This window comes from Stutzerimonas stutzeri (genome assembly GCF_000590475.1).
Classification (GTDB): Bacteria; Pseudomonadota; Gammaproteobacteria; order Pseudomonadales; family Pseudomonadaceae; genus Stutzerimonas; species Stutzerimonas stutzeri_D.
In genome coordinates this window covers 3,080,191-3,098,678 of the sequence record NZ_CP007441.1, presented here as the reverse complement: position 1 = coordinate 3,098,678, position 18,488 = coordinate 3,080,191, and the positions used below count along the sequence as shown (strand labels likewise).

At 60.1% G+C, this 18,488-nt stretch carries 17 protein-coding genes and 1 pseudogene; 12 read left to right on the top strand and 6 right to left on the bottom strand.

The window, feature by feature from the left end; translation table 11 throughout:
• Nucleotides 1–14: 14 nt before the first annotated feature.
• On the bottom strand, nt 15–338 hold the full coding sequence (locus CH92_RS14120) for a YdhR family protein (protein ID WP_025242417.1): 324 nt from the start codon (nt 336–338) through the stop codon (nt 15–17).
• 149 nt (nt 339–487) lie between these two features.
• Between CH92_RS14120 and CH92_RS14115 the strand changes: the two are divergent.
• Nucleotides 488–2,258 (top strand): annotated as a pseudogene (locus CH92_RS14115) (GldG family protein).
• 260 nt (nt 2,259–2,518) lie between these two features.
• Nucleotides 2,519–2,728, top strand: coding sequence for a cold-shock protein (locus CH92_RS14110; RefSeq protein ID WP_025242416.1), 210 nt, complete (start codon nt 2,519–2,521; stop codon nt 2,726–2,728).
• Nucleotides 2,729–2,943: 215 nt separating this feature from the next.
• On the opposite strand, the gene CH92_RS14105 is transcribed toward CH92_RS14110, so the two are convergent.
• Nucleotides 2,944–4,599, bottom strand: coding sequence for an electron transfer flavoprotein-ubiquinone oxidoreductase (locus tag CH92_RS14105; RefSeq protein WP_025242415.1), 1,656 nt, complete (start codon nt 4,597–4,599; stop codon nt 2,944–2,946).
• A 332-nt stretch (nt 4,600–4,931) separates the two neighbouring features.
• On the opposite strand from CH92_RS14105, the gene CH92_RS14100 reads away from it, so the two are divergent.
• The 7 genes from CH92_RS14100 to CH92_RS14070 all read left to right on the top strand — a co-directional run bounded on the left by CH92_RS14100 (nt 4,932) and on the right by CH92_RS14070 (nt 10,873).
• Nucleotides 4,932–5,681, top strand: coding sequence for an electron transfer flavoprotein subunit beta/FixA family protein (locus CH92_RS14100; protein ID WP_025242414.1), 750 nt, complete (start codon nt 4,932–4,934; stop codon nt 5,679–5,681).
• Nucleotides 5,682–6,626: an electron transfer flavoprotein subunit alpha/FixB family protein gene (locus CH92_RS14095; protein WP_025242413.1), complete on the top strand. Its 945-nt coding sequence runs from the start codon at nt 5,682–5,684 to the stop codon at nt 6,624–6,626.
• Between the two features lie 131 nt (nt 6,627–6,757).
• The gene (locus CH92_RS14090; RefSeq protein ID WP_025242412.1) at nt 6,758–7,582 is read left to right on the top strand and encodes a substrate-binding periplasmic protein; all 825 of its coding nucleotides are present in this window, start codon (nt 6,758–6,760) and stop codon (nt 7,580–7,582) included.
• A 31-nt stretch (nt 7,583–7,613) separates the two neighbouring features.
• Complete coding sequence (locus CH92_RS14085) at nt 7,614–7,943, top strand: DUF4398 domain-containing protein (RefSeq protein ID WP_038623026.1); 330 nt, start codon at nt 7,614–7,616, stop codon at nt 7,941–7,943.
• Entirely contained in the window at nt 7,940–8,743 is an 804-nt protein-coding gene (locus tag CH92_RS14080) for an OmpA family protein (RefSeq protein ID WP_025242410.1), read from the top strand. The genes CH92_RS14085 and CH92_RS14080 overlap by 4 nt, the downstream gene beginning before the upstream one ends.
• Before the next feature lie 126 nt (nt 8,744–8,869).
• The gene (locus CH92_RS14075; RefSeq protein WP_025242409.1) at nt 8,870–10,300 is read left to right on the top strand and encodes a PLP-dependent aminotransferase family protein; all 1,431 of its coding nucleotides are present in this window, start codon (nt 8,870–8,872) and stop codon (nt 10,298–10,300) included.
• A 24-nt stretch (nt 10,301–10,324) separates the two neighbouring features.
• Complete coding sequence (locus CH92_RS14070) at nt 10,325–10,873, top strand: hypothetical protein (RefSeq protein WP_025242408.1); 549 nt, start codon at nt 10,325–10,327, stop codon at nt 10,871–10,873.
• A gap of 14 nt (nt 10,874–10,887) precedes the next feature.
• On the opposite strand, the gene CH92_RS14065 is transcribed toward CH92_RS14070, so the two are convergent.
• Nucleotides 10,888–13,470, bottom strand: a complete 2,583-nt coding sequence (locus CH92_RS14065; RefSeq protein ID WP_025242407.1) for a bifunctional diguanylate cyclase/phosphodiesterase — start codon at nt 13,468–13,470, stop codon at nt 10,888–10,890.
• Between the two features lie 133 nt (nt 13,471–13,603).
• On the bottom strand, nt 13,604–13,771 hold the full coding sequence (locus CH92_RS21705; protein WP_080690008.1) for a DUF2897 family protein: 168 nt from the start codon (nt 13,769–13,771) through the stop codon (nt 13,604–13,606).
• A gap of 155 nt (nt 13,772–13,926) precedes the next feature.
• Here CH92_RS21705 and pyrF point away from each other — a divergent pair, with 155 nt between their 5' ends.
• Nucleotides 13,927–14,622 (top strand): orotidine-5'-phosphate decarboxylase, encoded by a 696-nt coding sequence (gene pyrF, locus CH92_RS14060; protein ID WP_025242406.1) that lies wholly within the window; start codon nt 13,927–13,929, stop codon nt 14,620–14,622.
• Between the two features lie 54 nt (nt 14,623–14,676).
• Here pyrF and CH92_RS14055 read toward each other — a convergent pair whose 3' ends face one another.
• Entirely contained in the window at nt 14,677–15,681 is a 1,005-nt protein-coding gene (locus tag CH92_RS14055; RefSeq protein WP_025242405.1) for an NADP-dependent oxidoreductase, read from the bottom strand.
• Nucleotides 15,682–15,893: 212 nt separating this feature from the next.
• Between CH92_RS14055 and CH92_RS14050 the strand changes: the two genes are divergently transcribed.
• The gene (locus CH92_RS14050) at nt 15,894–16,655 is read left to right on the top strand and encodes an SDR family oxidoreductase (RefSeq protein ID WP_025242404.1); all 762 of its coding nucleotides are present in this window, start codon (nt 15,894–15,896) and stop codon (nt 16,653–16,655) included.
• Between the two features lie 18 nt (nt 16,656–16,673).
• Here CH92_RS14050 and CH92_RS14045 read toward each other — a convergent pair whose 3' ends face one another.
• Nucleotides 16,674–17,873 carry a benzoate/H(+) symporter BenE family transporter gene (locus CH92_RS14045; RefSeq protein ID WP_025242403.1) on the bottom strand — a complete coding sequence of 400 codons (1,200 nt, stop codon included), beginning with the start codon at nt 17,871–17,873 and terminating at the stop codon, nt 16,674–16,676.
• A gap of 281 nt (nt 17,874–18,154) precedes the next feature.
• On the opposite strand from CH92_RS14045, the gene fliE reads away from it, so the two are divergent.
• Nucleotides 18,155–18,484: a flagellar hook-basal body complex protein FliE gene (gene fliE, locus CH92_RS14040; protein WP_025242402.1), complete on the top strand. Its 330-nt coding sequence runs from the start codon at nt 18,155–18,157 to the stop codon at nt 18,482–18,484.
• Nucleotides 18,485–18,488 lie beyond the last annotated feature (4 nt).

The window sequence follows — 18,488 nt, the reverse complement described above, 5'->3', positions numbered from 1 at the left end:
CTAGGGAGACGGATTTACTCAAGCTGGTTATCCGATAGGATCTCCTGGGATATGTTGTCGACCACGACCGGACTGTCGAAGTAGGTCACTGACGGCTCCGTGCCGTATTTCTCCCGCACGAAGGTTTTCCAGCTGTCGGAGTACATTGCCTCCGCTTCGGCTTGGGATTCCCATAGATAGATCCCGCCGGCTGTGCTCCCGTCTTGCGACAGCAGATAGTGCTTGCGGACAAGACCGGCAACACCTTGATAGGTCGGTGCTGTGCTCAGGAAGATTTCTCGTGCCTCGTTCCGTGTGATGGGTTTGGGCAACTGGAACTTGGTAATGGCTATGATCATTCGGATTTCTCGGCGATGGTCGGTGGATTCGTGTCGGTTTGTCATGCGGATGCAACGGATGACTCGCGCATGTACAGGCTCACTTGAGGCTAGTCCGCACGAAGCGGACACGCATCGAGATCGAACGCTGCGACGCCGTCCCGGTTGCAATGTCCGCAGCCCTCGTTCTGGCATTCAACGTATTTTCCGGCCTGGTGTTCACCGGCGCGCGGCTGGACCTGACCGAGCAGAAGCTCTACACCATCCCCGAAGGTACCGAGACCATTCTCGAGGGGCTCGACAAGCCCATCGAACTGAGTTTTTTCTACTCGGACGGGGCGACCAAGGATCTCGTAGCGCTGCGCAACTATGCCCGGCGCGTCGAGGAAATGTTGCGGGCGTATGAGCGCGCGGCTGACGGCAAGCTAAAGCTGCACGTGATCGACCCCGAACCATTCTCCGAAGAGGAGGATCGCGCCGCTGAGCTAGGGCTGCAAGCCGTACCGCTGAATCAGGGCGGCGACAAGGTTTACTCGGTTTGGCCGGCACTAACGCTGATGGGCAAACGCAGAACATCCCGTTCTTTCCGCTGGATCAGGAGGAATTCCTCGAATACGAAATCAGCCGCCTGGTGCAGAGTCTGGCGTCGGCGCAGGTGCCGGTTGTCGGTGTACTCTCCGGACTACCGATCACGGGCGGTCTCGATATTCGCATCCAGCAGGCGACACCGCCATGGATGGTGCTGGAGGACATTCGTCAGCAGTTCCATATCGAGAGTCTCAAGCGCGACGTCGATATGATGCCGGCCAGCGTGTCGGTGCTGATGCTGGTGCATCCCAAGGAGCTGCCGGAGCAGACGCTCTATGCAATCGACCAGTTCGTCATTCGCGGCGGCAAGTTGCTGGTGTTCCTCGACCCCTATAGCGAAGCCGATTCGGGGATGGGTATCGGGCCGGGCGAGTTCGGCGAGGGCAAGGCCTCTTATCTTGAACCGCTGTTCAAGGCGTGAGGCGTGCGCATTGCATCCGACAGGTGTGGCCGATGCGTCCTATGCCGTGTCCGTCGGGGTGGGAGCGGAGCGGCGGCCGGTCCGCCATCCGGGCTGGCTGAGTCTGCCGCAGCGCAGCACCATGGATACCGAGGATGTGATTACTGCCTCGCTAGAAAGCCTGAATATGATGACCGCCGGATTCTAGAACCGTTGGACGGCGCCACGACCCGCTTTAGCCCGCTGATCAGAGCTCCAGCTATGCCATGCCGATCGAGGCAGGACGCTTCGCGACGCTGGAAAATCCAGAGGAACTGTTGCGTGATCTGGATCCCACGGGTAAGCGTTACACGCTTGCGGCGCGTATTCAGGGGCCGGCGCAGTCGGCGTATCCGGATGGCATCGAAGGCCGCAAGGATGGGCTGAAGGAAAGCGCCAGCATCAACGTTATCGCTGTCGCCGACGGGTGCAGGGGCAGGACTTCTTGGCCAGCGCATGCCGCAGCCTTGGGCGGACAACGGCACCTTCGTGGTCGATGCGTTGGACAATCTGTCTGGTACCGATGCGCTTATCAGCGTGCGTTCGCGTGGTCGCTTCGCCAGGCCGTTCGTGGTGGTCGAGGAGCTGCAGCGACAGGCGGAGAATCGCTTTCGGGAGAAGGAATAGGCGCTACAGCAACGCCTGGCCACCACCGAGGCGCAACTTGCCGAGCTGCAAGGGCCGAACGCGGGAGGCACTATAGAGCTACGGCTGAGCAACAAGCCGCGCTGCAGGGTTACATGGCGGAGAAGCTGCGTATTCGCAAACTATTGCGCGAGGTTCGCTATCAGCTAAACGCTGATATCGAAGCGCTGGGCCGCTCGTTGAAATTCTTCCACATTGCACTGGCGCCGCTGCTGCTGACCGTGGGCGTGCTGCTGCGGTTGTTGTGGCAGCGGCGCAGGGCGGGTTGACCCTGGTGAATCGACCCGGTGTAGCACGGGTTCAGTGCCGTGGTTTGCAATGGCGTCATGGGTGACGCGGCATCGCTATGAACGACGGAAAAACTCGAAGACGCGCATTTTTCCTGTTCTATACTCGTCCGTCGATGGCCTGCAACGCGCTTGTCATGCCTGCTCCGGTATATTGCCGCTGGCAGGTGCCCTTCAGCGGGCAGGCCTGATAGTCCCTCCCCGAAACGGGGAATAATAAGAATCGAGTTGGAGAAGTAGGAATGGCTGAGCGCGAGACTGGAACCGTCAAGTGGTTCAATGATGCCAAGGGTTATGGATTCATCCAGCGTGGCAGCGGTGCGGATGTGTTTGTTCACTACCAGGCTATTCGTGGCGAAGGCCACCGCTCTCTGACCGAAGGTCAGCAAGTGGAATTTTCGGTCACCCAGGGCCAGAAGGGTCTGCAGGCCGATGACGTGGCAGGGTTCTGATAGCCGGTTACGCAAATTACAAGCCTGTCGGTAGGCAGGCCCAATTGCTGACGCAGCCCTGGCCATTGGTCGGGGCTTTTGTTAGGTGGGCTGTCGCTCGCGAAGTGCGCGACGCCAGTCTTTTAATCAGGCTGTGCGCTCTGCAAATATATCGAGCCCCAAACACGAACCCCGCCTAGGAGGCGGGGTTCGTTCGTTGCACACCAGGGGCGTCGTTACATGTTGGGGTAGTTAGGGCCCCCAGTGCCTTCCGGTGCTACCCACGTGATGTTCTGGGCCGGGTCCTTGATGTCACAGGTTTTGCAATGCACGCAGTTCTGCGCGTTGATCTGGAAGCGTTTGCTGCCGTCGTCATTGTCCACCACTTCGTAGACACCAGCTGGGCAATAGCGCTGGGCGGGCTCGTCGTACAAGGGCAGGTTCTTCTCGATCGGGATGCTCGGATCGGTCAGTTTGAGATGGACTGGCTGCTCCTCTTCATGGTTGGTGTTGGAAAGGAATACCGAGCTGAGCTTGTCGAAGCTGAGCTTGCCGTCGGGCTTGGGATAATCGATCTTCTTCGACTCAGCTGCAGTCTTCAGGCAGGCGTAGTCCGGCTTGGTGTCGTGCAGGGTGAAGGGAATCTTGCCACCGAAGATGTTCTGGTCGATGAAGTTGAAAGCACCACCCTTAACCGCGCCCCACTTATGGATCGCCGCACCGAAGTTGCGGCTGGCGTACAGCTCCTGGTACAGCCAGCTGGCCTTGAAGCCTTCTTCGTAGCCGGTGAGCTCGTCACCGCCTTCACGGCCAGCGAACAGCGCATCCGCCACTGCTTCGGCGGCCAGCATGCCGGATTTCATCGCGGTATGGCTGCCCTTGATCTTGGCGAAGTTCAGCGTACCGGCATCGCAACCGATCAGTGCGCCGCCGTTAAAGACCATTTTCGGAAGTGAGTTGATGCCGCCCTTGGCAATGGCACGTGCACCGTAGGAAACACGCTTGCCGCCTTCGAGATACTGTTTGATCACCGGGTGATGCTTGTAGCGCTGAAACTCATCGAACGGAGAGAGGAACGGGTTGCTGTAGGACAGGTCGACGATCAGGCCGACCACCACCTGGTTGTTCTCCAGATGATAGAGGAACGAACCGCCGGTGTTCGCATCGTTCAAAGGCCAGCCCGCGGTGTGAACGACCAGGCCTTGCTCGTGCTTGGCTGGGTCGATGTCCCAGAGTTCCTTGATGCCGATGCCGTAGTGCTGCGGGTCGACGTTGGCGTTGAGCTGGAAACGGTTGATCAGCTGTTTGCCGATGTGACCACGGCAGCCTTCGGCGAACAGCGTGTACTTCGCGCGCAGCTCCATGCCGGGCGTATACATGCCTTCCTTCGGATTGCCTTCGCGGTCGACGCCGAGATCGCCGGTAACGATGCCGCGAACCACACCGTGTTCGTCGATCAATGCTTCCTGAGCGGCGAAGCCAGGGTAGATTTCTACACCGAGATTTTCGGCCTGCTGGGCCAGCCAGCGGCAAAGATTGCCCAGAGAAATGATGTAGTTGCCTTCGTTATGCATGGTTTTCGGAACCAGTGCATTGGGCAACTTGCGAGCGGCGTCGGCACTCTTGAGCAAGTAGATGTCGTCGCGCTTGACCGGGGTATTCAGCGGCGCTTCGAGTTCTTTCCAGTTGGGAAAGAGTTCGTTGAGTGCGCGAGGCTCGAACACCGCGCCAGATAGGATGTGGGCGCCTACCTCGGAACCCTTCTCGACGACGCAGACACTGATTTCCTTACCAGCATCGGCCGCTCTCTGCTTCAGTCGGCAGGCAGCGGACAGGCCCGCGGGGCCGGCGCCGACGATCACTACGTCGAATTCCATGTATTCGCGTTCCATTGGCTATCTCCTACTCAAGGCTTGATTGTTATGTAGATAGTGGAGGGCTGGATCGTTTCCCTGACCAAGCCGAGCTGCCGCATTATATATAGACGCCGGAAAGGGTCCAATACAAACGTTTGTTTGAATTTTCTGTAAGGCTGTTAGAATCGAGAAACTGCGGCTTATAGCGGGGTATATGCGTTGTTGACCCCGGCCGTTGCCAGCAGTCAAGATACGGGCAGTTATGCGCTCGCCGAACTGGTTCCGCGGCTGAAGTGACGGTCCGGACCTCGAGCATGGCTCGGTTCGCCTCGGCGATATTCTATTCACCGGAGAGTAACGAGGAATCCATGAAGATTCTTGTAGCTGTCAAACGAGTGGTCGATTACAACGTCAAGGTCCGCGTCAAGGCGGACAACTCCGGCGTCGACCTCGCCAACGTCAAGATGTCGATGAACCCCTTCTGCGAAATCGCCGTGGAAGAAGCCGTGCGCCTGAAAGAGAAGGGCGTTGCGAGCGAAATCGTCGTGGTTTCCATTGGCCCGACTGCCGCTCAAGAGCAGCTGCGTACTGCGCTGGCATTGGGTGCCGATCGTGCCGTGCTGGTCGAATCGACTGAAGAGCTCAACTCGCTGGCGGTCGCCAAATTGCTGAAGGCGGTTGTCGACAAGGAGCAGCCGCAGCTGGTCATTCTCGGCAAACAGGCTATCGACAGCGACAACAACCAGACCGGCCAGATGCTCGGCGCGCTGACCGGATTCGCCCAAGGCACCTTCGCCTCGAAGGTCGAAGTGGAAGGCGACAAGGTCAAGGTTGAACGTGAAATCGATGGCGGCGCACAGACCGTTGCGCTGAACCTGCCGGCAATCGTGACCACCGACCTGCGCCTGAACGAGCCGCGCTACGCGTCGTTGCCAAACATCATGAAGGCCAAGAAGAAGCCGCTGGAAGTCCTGACTCCAGATGCGCTGGGCGTGTCCACCACGTCCACCGTGAAGACCTTGAAAGTCGAAGCGCCGGCTGCTCGCAGCGCGGGTATCAAGGTCAAGTCCGTAGCTGAACTGGTCGAGAAACTGAAGAACGAGGCGAAGGTAATCTAAATGACTATCCTGGTTATCGCTGAACACAACAATGCGGTCCTGGCGGCTGCGACCCTCAACACCGTGGCCGCTGCAAAAGCCATCGGTGGTGACATTCATGTACTGGTAGCCGGTAGCGGTTGCGGTGCCATCGGTGAGGCGGCTGCCAAGATCGAAGGTGTCTCCAAGGTGCTGGTCGCCGATGACCCAGCGTACGCCCATCAGCTGCCGGAAAACGTCGCACCGCTGATCGCCGGACTGGCGCAAGGAACCTCGCCGGCCGCTTACAGCCACGTACTGGCTGCCGCGACCACCAATGGCAAGAACTTCCTGCCGCGCGTCGCCGCCCAGCTGGATGTCGATCAGATCTCCGAGATCATCAGCGTCGAAAGCGCTGATACCTTCAAGCGCCCGATCTATGCCGGTAACGCCATTGCCACCGTGCAGTCGAGCGCACCGATCAAGGTCATCACCGTGCGTTCCACCGGTTTCGATCCGGTCAGCGCCGAAGGCGGCTCGGCCAGTGTCGAGCAGGTTTCCAGCACTGGCGACGCAGGCGTTTCTGCTTTCATCGGCGAAGAGCTTGCCAAGTCCGACCGTCCCGAGCTGACCGCTGCCAAGATCGTCATCTCCGGTGGCCGTGGCATGCAGAACGGCGAAAACTTCAAGCACTTGTATGCGCTGGCCGACAAGCTCGGCGCTGCCGTCGGTGCCTCGCGGGCGGCAGTCGATGCCGGCTTCGTGCCCAACGATATGCAGGTGGGTCAGACCGGCAAGATCGTCGCGCCACAGCTGTACATCGCCGTCGGTATCTCTGGTGCCATCCAGCACTTGGCGGGCATGAAGGATTCCAAAGTGATCGTCGCGATCAACAAGGACGAAGAAGCTCCGATCTTCCAGGTTGCCGATTACGGCCTGGTGGGCGATCTGTTCGAGATCGTGCCGGAGCTCGAGCGACTCGTCTGACCGAGCCGCTTAAGCAAAAACCCGCTCTTGCAGCGGGTTTTTTTTTGGCAGCTCGGCTGCGTTGGCCGATGGTAATATTCCGCACTGGCACCGACAGGGTGCCTGTTCGATTCCAAACGATGAGGTTTTCCATGCGATGTGCCGTTGCGCTGAAATCCGCCTTGATCGCCTTGTTGCTGGCAACTCCCATGGTGGCGAACGCGGCGGCTGCCAAGTGTGATCGGCTGATTGCCACAGGCGGTGCGGATAATCCGCCGTTCCTCTGGCGCGATCCGCAGAATTCCAAGCGCCTGATCGGTGCGAACGCCGATCTATTGAAGAAGATCACCGATTCACTCGATCTGAAACTCGAGCTTCTCTATACGGGCGATGCCGACAAGGCGCTCGAAGAAGTGCGCAGCGGCCGGGTAGATTTATTGGCCGATGCGGTGCGTGACCTGCCGGAATTGGCGCATCTGGATTTCATTCATCCGTCGATCGCTACTCTGCAAATGTCCGCCTGGGTACGCAACGAGCCGGGTTTTCTCTACTCCAGCCGCAATGATCTGGCGGGCCGCTCCGGCACCTATGTCGCGACGACGCACTTCGGTAGTGAATTGCAGGTATATGCCAAGGACCATCTTCGCTTGCGCTCCTCGCCCAGCTTGACCGAAGCCGTGCAAAGGTTACTGACGGGCAAATCCGACTATGTGTTGCACGAGCGGTACAGTGTTGTCGCGCTGGCCGACCCGCGAGGGCTGCTTGCCGATATACAGCGGCTGGAGCCGGCGGTTTCCAGCCGCGGTATGTATTTCGCTGTGGCACACGACTCGGCCTGCAATGGGCCGTGGTTGCGCGGACAGCTCGCAATAAAAATGACAGAATTGCGCGCCGCCGGCGTGCCGCAGCAACTGCTGGTGGAGAATCTCGAGCGCTGGAAGCAGCAGACGGCGCCGACAAGCAATTCGCAACGCTAAGGTCTCTCTTTTGATAAAGCATCTTTCCTGCATGCTCATGCTATCGGTGATGGTTGGCTGCGCTAGCGATCCGGCTCCTACTGAACAGCTGCGCCTCACCGAGCAGGCGTTGACCCAGGCACGTTCAGTGGGCGCATCGGAACAAACGCCGGCGTTGGCTCTGGCCGAGGACGAACTCGCGGCTGCGGTTGTGGCGATGAAGGACGAGGACTATCGGCAGGCCCGTCGGCTCGCCGAGAAAGCGGAGCTGGATGCTCGGTTGGCGGAGGCCAGCGTACTGAACGATAAGAGTCAGCAGGAGCTGGCGGAGTTGGCTCGCCGCATCGCACGGCTACGCGAACAGTTGGGGGATTTGCAGTGAAGCCTGTCCTCACGTCGGTGTTACTGGTGGCGCTAGCCGGGCTCCACGGCTGTGCCACGCAGCAGTCGCAACAGCAACTGGAACAAGCGGTTATTGCATTTCAGAACATCAGCGACGATCCGCAGGTTTCGCGCGATGCGCCGAAGGACATGATGCGTGCGGCTGAATCGCTGGAGCGAGCCCGGCGATTCGCCGATTATTGGGGCAGCGCGGAGGACGTCAGTCACTACGCCTATCTCAGTGAGCGTTATAGCGAGATCGCTCGCCAGCACAGCGACCATATGCAGAATAAGCGGCGCTCTAATCAGCTGGCTATGGAGCAGGAACGCTTGCGTCAGGCTCTGCAGGAAGCCAGGTTGCTTGACCTGCAACACCAGGGCCGATGGCTAGAGGATCAATTGATCAGTCTGGCGGCTTCCGAAACTGATCGCGGCCTGGTAATGACGTTGGGGGATGTGCTGTTCAAGGCGGCCAGCGCAGATCTGGGGCCATCGGCCAATCGCACGCTGCTCAAAGTCGTGCATTTCTTGCAGCTCAATCCCAACCGCAGGGTCCGCATCGAGGGTTACACCGACAACCGGGGTGACGCCGCCGAGAACCTTGCCCTGTCAAAGGCCCGTGCGCAGGCGGTGGGCGACTTCATGCAGAGCCTGGGCATCGACCCGCGGCGCATGGAAGTGGTTGGCTATGGTGAGCAATATCGGGTCGCCGAGAATGCATCGACGCGTGGGCGAGCGCAGAATCGGCGGGTCGAGATCCTGTTTTCCGACGAGCAAGGGCAGCTCAGCAACCCCCGCTGACCTCGTTCATGACGGCCGATGGTCAAGGTGGTAACAGACTGTGTCGGCGAGTTAGCGAGTAACTGTATTGGTCGTGCATAACAGTGTTGTACTACTGTTATGGTCCAGTTGGCGGAGACGGACGATATGACCAATCTGTTGCTTTATCAGCGCATCGCACACCAGCTCGCTGAAGATATCCGGCGCGGCGTCTACCGTCCGGGCGAACGTGTGCCTTCGGTGCGCAAGATGAGCATGCAGCTGAACGTTAGCCATGCGACGGTCTTGCAAGCCTATGCCAACCTAGAAGACCAAGGAATGATTCGGGCGCGCCCGCAGTCGGGCTTCTATGTGCATCACACTCCGGCGCTTACCGCCCCGACGCCGGATATCGCGCAGGTCGAACGGCCGAAGCTGGTCACGCGCAGTAGCATCATCAACCAGGTCCTCAGCGAATCGCGCCGCGATGGTCTTATCCCATTGGGCGCCGCCGTCCCTCATGCGGACTATCTGCCGGCGCGCGCCTTGCACCAGCAGCTTGCCAAGATCACTCGTTTCCAGAGCCAGCGGGCGTTCAGCTATATGTTCAGTCCCGGCTATGAGCCGCTGCGCCGACAAGTGGCGATCCGCATGCGCGACGCCGGCGTGATCGTCGGGCCGGACGAAGTGGTGATCACCCACGGCTGTGTCGATGCGCTGCAGATGTCCCTGCGCGTGCTGACCAAGCCGGGCGACCTGATCGCAGCGGAGTCACCCAGCTACTATGGCTTGCTGCAACTGGCCGATCTGCTGGGGCTCAAGGTCATCGAAATCCCGTGCGATCCGGACACCGGCTTGAGTCTCGAGGCTTTGCAGCTGGCTGCCAGCCAGTGGCCGATCAAGGCGTTGGTGCTCACGGCGCGGTTGAGCAACCCCCTGGGTGGCAGCATGCCGGACGTACGGCAAAAGCAATTGCTCAAGTTGGCGGCGAATTTCGACATCAACATTGTCGAAGACGATATCTACGGCGAACTTATGTTTGATGCGGGGTCGATCAAGGCGCTCAAGTCCAATGATAGTGAAGGGCGAGTGATCTATTGCTCGAGCTTCTCCAAGACTATCTCGCCGGGCGTGCGCATTGGTTGGATTCTGCCGGGACGCCACCGGGAGGACATTCAGCGTTTGCAGACCTTTAGTACGCATTCGGCCTGTAGCGTCACCCAGATGGGCGTGGCGGCCTATCTGGAGAATGGCGGATATGATCGGCATCTACGCTACATCCGGCATGAGTATCGCAGTAACCTCAGCGCTTTCCAGTTGGCGGTGCAGCGCTATTTTCCGGAAGGAACGCAGATGACCCGGCCGACGGGAGGCTTCATTCTCTGGGTCAGCTTGCCGGCACGGGTGAATACCAAGGAGCTACACGTACAGGCGCTGGAGCGAGGAATCAGCATCGCGCCGGGGCTTATTTTCAGCAACACCGAGCAGTTCAATCATTGCGTGCGGCTCAATTGCGGGCTGCCCTGGACAACCGAGGCGGAGCGGGCATTGAAGACCCTGGGCGAGCTGGCAGGGGAGCTGTGCCGACAATCGAACTGACCGGACCGAAGGAGGAAATCGTCCATGAGATGGTTGAGTGTGCTGCTTGCACTGCCGTTCCTAGGCGCTTGCGATGGCGATAAGTTGCCTTCTCAACCGGGTGCACCGGCGAAACCCGAGGTTCGATCTGGCGTGGTTGATCGGGAGCCAGCGGCATCGCTCAAGCCTGTGCTCGAGCCCGCTATCGGACATGTCGAAAGCGAAGATGGCGAGCCCCCGGAAATCGAAATTGAGGTCGAGCCGGTGACCGCCGGTGACCCCGCGACACTGCCATCCGAGCGCGTCGTGCCGGCACCTGAGCCCAAGGCGACAGCGCCGTCAGCGCCGAAGAAGGACGTCGCGATTGAGCGTGTCGAGGTGCCCGAACCGGAACTCGATTTGAGTCTTCCAGAGGATTGGGCGGAGGAGCTTGAGCCCGACCAGGAGACGGCGTCGATGCGTTTATTACCGCCCTTGTTCGAAGGAGGCGAGAACTCGCGCTCGGTGCAGATGAGCGGGAGCCTGCTGCCGGGGGTGAATGAGAACGAAGCGCTGATCGATGGGGCTCAGATCAACTTCGAGCTCAAACGATAATCCGCCCGATGGTGTCACGCAGGGCTTCGGCTCAAGGTCCCGTCGGCACCGGCCAGCAAGGCACGTAGCTCTTGTGCTGGAAGCGGATGACTCAGGTGAAAGCCCTGAATCTCGCTACAACCATCGGCGAGCAATTGCGTCAGTTGCTCCGAGGTTTCCACGCCTTCGGCCGTGACACGCATGCGCAGGCCTCGGCCGAGGTCGATGAGCGCCTTGACGATGGAATGATCCGCGGTCGAACGCTCCATGCCGGAGACGAAGCTACCGTCTATCTTGATCGTGTCGAACGGATAGCTACGCAGATTGCTCAGGGAAGAATAGCCGGTACCGAAATCGTCCATGGCAAGCCGGACACCGATGGCCTTCAGTTCGTTGAGCACGTCCAGGGTGCGCTGGTTTTCCTGAAGCAATGCCGTTTCGGTTATTTCCAGTTCAAGACGGTTGGCCGGGAGCCCGCTTTCTTCCAGAACGGTCCGAACCATCTCGGATAGCTCATCGTTGCGTAGCTGCAGCGGCGACAGGTTGACCGCGATCATGAGGGTGCTCGCCCAGGCCGTGGCTTCGCTGCAGGCCTGACGCAAGACCCACTCGCCGAGTGGGACGATTAGCCCGGTCTGTTCCGCCAGCGGGATGAATTGCTCGGGCAGGAGCAGACCTCGAGCAGGGTGCCGCCAGCGCAACAAGGCTTCGGCGCCATTGATGCTCATGTCCTCGCTGAAGTACCGAGGCTGGTAATGAACCTCGAATTGGCCTTCGGCAATCGCCTGGCGCAGTTCGTCTTCCTGTCGACGCCGTTCCAGCAGCCGCTCGTCCATCTCGCTGCCATAGAACCGCCAGGTTCCGCGACCGACGGCCTTGGCCTGATACAGGGCGATATCCGCGCAACGCAGTAGCTCGCTGGCCTGCGCTGCATCGGTCGGGGCCATGGCGATTCCGATGCTGGCGCCAATGTGGATCTGCTTGCCCTCGTAAACGAAGGGTCCGCCGACGACGTCGACAACCCGGGCGCAAAGCTTTTCGACATCTTCATTGAGCTGCAGACGGCTCATGACCATGATGAACTCATCGCCACCCAGACGAGCAACAAGGTCGTCGCCTCTGATGCATTGTTTGAGGCGGTTGGCCACGCCGATCAACACCTCGTCCCCAGCGCCGTGACCCAGGGTGTCGTTTACCGGCTTGAAGCGATCCAGATCGATGTACAGGACCGTCAGCCTGGATCCGCTGGTAAGCGAGGCGAGCTTGGCTTCCAGATAGTCGCGTAACCGATTGCGATTCGGCAGGCCGGTCAGGGCGTCGTGCTGCGACAGGTATTGCACGCGTGCCTGGGCTCGCGTCTCTTCGGTAATGTCACTTGCGGTTCCGCGGAAGCCCAATAGCTCGTCGTCTCGGTAGATCGCCCGCGCGGATAGCCTGCAGTGCCGTTCACAGCCATTCGCCGCCTGGTAGCTGCAGCGCAACGGCGTCTTATGCGGCTCAGCCAGCCAGTCCTGTAGCGCTGCGTGATCGGTAATCAGCAGATCGATCAAGGGGCGACCGATCCAGGCGGCAGGCTCGTGGCCGGTGATTTCCTCGAAGCGACTCGATAGATAGGTCAGTCGAGCATTCTGGTCGGTTTCCCAGATCCAATCGGAGGCAGCTTCTGCCACGTCGCGGAAGCGCTCTTCACTGGCGGCCAATGCTGTGCGGCTTCGGGATAGCCGTTTGTAGTTGGCGTCCATAAGCCTTACGGTTTTCAGCGCCTGACGTAGCAACAACCAGGCGAGGAGGCCGAGCCCCAGGGTGACCGCGGCAAGCACCGGCAGCGTCATCCACAACAGGTAACGGCCCGGCTGGGAGACGTTCCAGGTAAACGCCTGGGGTGTTCCATCGAGCATATTCATGGAGACAACAGCGTTTTGCGGCCGGGAAGTTTCGTCGTCGATACGCAGCCCCTTGATCGCGTATTCCTGGCCCAGTTGGAGCAGCCGGCCGGTATCCATCACATCGACAAAAAGCAGAATCGAGGCGGGACCGTCCATCTCCTCGATATCGCTGCCGCCCGGGGTCATTACCGCAGCGGCCACCATGGCCGGGCGGCCTTCGGCCGAAAGCAGGCCGGCGGAGGTTTCCTCCTCTTCGACCGTCTCGCGGGCCTGGCCGAGCAGAATTTCGAGCCCATTGCCAAGCCAGCGTCGTGCATCGACCTGCGCCAGCTCCCCGCGGATCACCGCGTAGGTCGTTTCGCCGTCGGCGTTGACCACCAGGACCGCTTCATACCCGAAATCGTCGTATAAAGAAGGCCCGAGGTTCTCCTGCTCATATGCCCAGTCGAGATTGATCTGCTTGCTCAGGTTGGCATAGGCATCGCCCCAGAATCCGTTGTCCGCGACATGACGAGACATGCCCCGCATATGCGATTCGAATGCCTTGTCGGCGAGAAAATGCTCCTGGGTCAGCGCGTCGCGGTCGATAGTCCGGGCGATATGTATGACCGCGATCGCGGCAGCGAGCAGGGCGGCGGCCAACAGACAGGCAAAGCCGGGCAGGATCCGCCTCGAAAACGCGGCGTGGGCCCTGGGACTTCTGGCTTTGGCCGAGGCGGAATCTAATGGCATTAATGCTTCCTTGTGGGAGGCAGAATGATTACTCGAATGAAGGCTAAAAGCCATCACTGACTGCTGGGTCAACTAGCCTTCTGATGTGAGGTGTCAAAGGTGCCGGTCCGGCCGGCTGTTCAGTGTGCCGATGCTATTTGTCGCGCGCGTCCTTGGCGTCCGCCTCGGCGTTTCGCTGGGCGATTCGCTGTTTCTGTTCTTCGGTCAGCGGAATCTTGTGCGCGCTGGCGCGCAGGGTCATCAGCCCTCCGACGATGATGCCGATCACCAGAGCTAGCAATAACCAGATGTACCAAGGCATGTTTATCTCCTGATGGTGGCGGAACTGTTTTTAACATTACGCTCGCGCACGTAGTTGCGCTATTGCGTGAACGAACCCCATAGCGAACGGTATCTGGCCCGCTTCGATGATGGTTTTCTGCGACAATGCGCGCCGAAATTTGCCGAGGAATCGCCATGACTTGCCAGACTCCCCTCATCGTTGCGCTCGATTTTCCCTCCCGTGATGCTGCGCTGGCTCTGGCCGGACAGCTCGACCCGGCGCTTTGCCGTGTCAAGGTCGGCAAGGAGCTGTTCACCCGCTGCGGCCCGCAGATCGTCGAGGCGCTGCAGGGCAAAGGATTTGAGGTCTTTCTCGATCTGAAATTCCATGACATACCCAACACCACGGCGATGGCGGTCAAGGCAGCGGCGGAGCTTGGCGTGTGGATGGTCAATGTACATTGCTCAGGAGGGGTGCGGATGATGGCTGCGTGCCGCGAAATTCTGGACAAGGTGGGCGGCCAAAAACCGTTGCTGATCGGCGTTACGGTACTGACCAGCATGGAACAGGCGGACCTGGCAGATATCGGTCTCGATCTAGAGCCGCAGCAGCAGGTGCTGCGACTGGCTGGCTTGGCGGCGGAGGCCGGAATGGACGGGCTGGTTTGCTCGGCGCAGGAGGCGCAATCCTTGAAAGCGCGCTTTGCGCAGTTGCAACTGGTGACTCCGGGCATTCGTCCGGCTGGTAGCAAGGCCGACGATCAACGGAGGATTCTCACGCCTGCCGAGGCGATGGCGGCGGGGTCGGATTATCTGGTGATCGGCAGGCCCATCGCACAGGCGGCGGATCCGTCCCGGGCACTGGCGGCAGTGGTTGCCGAGCTGGCTTGAACTGGATAACGGATGGCCGCCGAAGTACGGTGACCGTCCGCTACCCATGCGAGGTTAGCTGACTTTCAATACCAACTTGCCGAAGTTACCGCCGGTGAACAGTTTCATCAGGGTATCGGGGAACGTCTCCAGCCCTTCGACGATGTCCTCCTTGCTCTTCAGCTCGCCGCTCTGCATCCAGCCAGCCATTTCTTTCATGGCCTCCGGATAGCGAGGCACGTAATCCATCACCACCATGCCTTGCATGCGCGCCCGGTTGACCAACAGGGACAGGTAGTTGGCAGGACCCTTGACCGCTTCCTTGTTGTTGTACTGGCTGATGGCGCCGCAAATCACGATGCGAGCACCAACGGTGATGCGCGTCAGCACCGCGTCGAGGATATCGCCGCCGACGTTATCGAAGTAGACGTCGACGCCCTTCGGACATTCGCGCTTCAAACCGGCCGCGACGTCTTCGCTCTTGTAGTCGATTGCCGCATCGAAGCCCAGCTCTTCGGTGAGGAAGCGACACTTGTCAGCGCCACCCGCTATGCCTACCACGCGACAGCCTTTGATCTTGGCAATCTGCCCCGCAACGCTGCCCACTGCACCGGCTGCGCCAGATAGCACCACGGTTTCCCCGGCCTTGGGTTCGCCTACGGCGAGCAGACCGAAGTAAGCGGTCATGCCGGTCATGCCTAACGCGGACAGATAGCGCGGCAGCGGCGCCTGGTTCGGATCGACCTTGTAGAAGCCTTTGGGCTCGCCGAGAAAATAATCCTGTACGCCGAGCGCGCCGTTGACGTAATCGCCTTCGGCGAATCCGGGATGCTGCGAAGCAACGACCTTGCCCACACCAAGCGCGCGCATTACCTCGCCAATACCCACCGGCGGGATATAGGACTTGGCATCGTTCATCCAGCCGCGCATGGCGGGATCCAGCGAGAGGTATTCGTTCTTGACCAGGATCTGGTTCGGGCCAGGGTCGCCCAACGGCTGTTCAGCGAATTCGAAGGTATCGCGGGTCGGCGCCCCGACGGGGCGCTTGGCCAGCAAAAACTGACGATTGATCTTGTCCATGGAAGCCTCTGGTGGGTGCAAAAGCTTGGTTTAGCTTGCAGACGTCATCACTGCAAGCAAGGCGGGAATGTTGGAATGCAGTGGCATCCGCGTGAGTGATATCGCCAACCCGAGCTTAATCGGGGCAGTGGATAGCGGTATAACCATGACCAGCGTATGGCTTGTAGTCACTTTTGGACTCGAGGCTTCTTTCAATCGATAGGGTATCCAGCATGAGCATGTATTTTTCCGGTCAGGTTGCGTTGGTTACTGGCGCGGCGGCGGGTATCGGCCGTGTGGCAGCGCTGGCGTTCGCTGAGCAGGGGCTAAAGGTGGTGGTGGCAGATTTGGACGAGGCGGGCGGTGCAGCCTGTGCCGAAGCCATCCGCGAGCGCGGCGGAGAAGCGTTGTTCGTACGCTGCGACGTTACACGCGACGGCGATGTTCAAGCGATGATCGAGCAAGCGGTAGCGAGCTATGGGCGCATCGACTATGCCTTCAACAATGCCGGCATCGAGATCGAACAGGGGCGCCTGGCTGAAGGCAGCGAAGCCGAGTTCGACGCCATCATGGGTGTCAATGTCAAAGGCGTCTGGCTGTGCATGAAGCATCAGCTGCCGCTGATGCTGGCTCAGGGCGGCGGCGCCATCGTCAATACCGCTTCGGTTGCGGGACTGGGAGCGGCGCCGAAGATGAGCATTTATTCGGCGTCCAAGCATGCCGTCATCGGATTGACCAAATCGGCGGCAATCGAATACGCCAAAAAGAAGATCCGGGTCAATGCCGTATGCCCTGCGGTCATCGATACCGATATGTTCCGCCGCGCCTATGAGGCGGATCCGCGCAAGGCCGAATTTGCCGCGGCCATGCATCCGGTTGGACGCATCGGCAAAGCCGAGGAAATCGCCGCCGCAGTGCTTTATCTCTGCAGCGACGGCGCTGCCTTCACCACCGGCCATGCGTTAGCGGTTGACGGCGGCGCGACGGCCATCTGAATCCGGTTGCCGCGGCGCTCAGCCCGCAGCTTTGCGCCCATTAACGATCAGCAGCGTTAACACGCCCGCCACCAGTCCCCACAAGGCGGAGCCGATGCCGAACAGGGTCAGGCCTGACGCCGTGACCATGAAGGTGATCAAGGCCGCCTCGCGCTCGCGCGGCAGTTGCATCGCTTGGGTGAGGCCGCTGCCGATCGAACCAAGCAGTGCCAGCGCCGCGATGGACAACACCAGCGCCGGTGGAAAGGCCGCGAACAGCGCGGCCAGGGTTGCGCCGAAAATGCCCGCAATACCGTAGAACAGCCCGCACCAGACGGCTGCGGTGTAACGCCGCGATGGGTCCGGGTGCGCCTCGGGTCCTGCACAGATGGCCATGGTGATCGCGGCCAGGTGGATGCCATGGGAGCCGAAAGGGGCGAGCAGAACCGACGCGATACCCGTAACGGAAATCAGCGGTGAGGCCGGCACCTGAAAACCCTCGGCGCGCAATACCGCCAGCCCGGGCATGTTCTGCGACGCCATGGCAATGACGAACAGCGGTATGCCAATGCTGAAGACCGCGGCGAAGGACAGCGCCGGCGTGGTCCACACCGGAATCGCGATCTCCAGGCTCAGGCCGCTAAAGTCGAGCAGGCCCAACCCGCCGGCCAGCACGCAGCCAACGATCAGTGCCGAGAGCACCGCATAACGCGGCAGCAGGCGCTTGGTCAGTAGATAGCTGAAGAACATCCCCAGTACCAGCACGGGCTGTACGTTCACCGCGCGAAAAATCTCGCTGCCGATATTGAACAGCACGCCGGCCAGCAATGCTGCCGCCAGCGACGCGGGCACCTTGCGCATCAGACGTTCGAAGCTGCCGGTGAGCCCGCACAGCGCTATCAGCACCGAACTGAAGATGAATGCACCGATCGCTTCGCCATAGGGAACGCCGGGCAAGCTGCTGATCAGCAGCGCCGCCCCCGGCGTTGACCAGGCGATCACCAGCGGCGTCCGGTAGCGCAGCGACAAACCGATGCTGCACACCGCCATGCCGATCGACAGAGCCCAGATCCACGATGAAATTTGCGCGCTACTGAGGCCCGCCGCTTGTCCGGCCTGAAACATCAGCACCAGCGAGCTGGTATAGCCGGTGAGCATGGCGATGAAACCGGCCACGACGGTTGAGGCCGAGCTGTCCTTGAGGGGCTGAAGCAGGGGCGTGGTAGCGGAGAGGGTCATCGGGTTCGGATCCGGTTCATGGCGAAAAGACAGGTGTACCTGAGGTGAGACAGAGGCCGTTGCGCACGATACTTGCTTCAAGCGCAGGCTATGACAGGCGTCGCGCGGCGTCGCGGTACAGCCGTAAGCGGGATCAGCGTAACAGTGCTGTTGTGCTGATGACCGTTTGTCTCTCGTTTTCGTTTGGTCCAGCGTAGTGAGCCAGACACTGGCATCGATGTTGCTATTCACATGGTGCTTGCTGCGAAGCGTCAAAAAAACCGCAGCTGTTGGAGGAATAGATGAGCCAGGGTATTGAATTCAATCGCTTGATGCTGGAAATGCGGGCCATGCAGACCGATGCAATGGCACGCTCCAAGCCCGTGACCGCCACACCTGAAGTGGGCGCTCCGAGCTTTTCCGACATGCTCGGCCAGGCCGTCAACAAAGTGAACGAAACCCAGCAAGCCTCCAGTCAGTTGGCCACCGCGTTCGAGATGGGGCAGGGCGGTATCGACCTGACCGAGGTCATGATCGCGTCGCAGAAAGCCAGCGTTTCCTTTCAGGCCATGACCCAGGTGCGTAACAAGCTGGTCCAGGCGTATCAAGACATCATGCAGATGCCGGTTTAAGGCA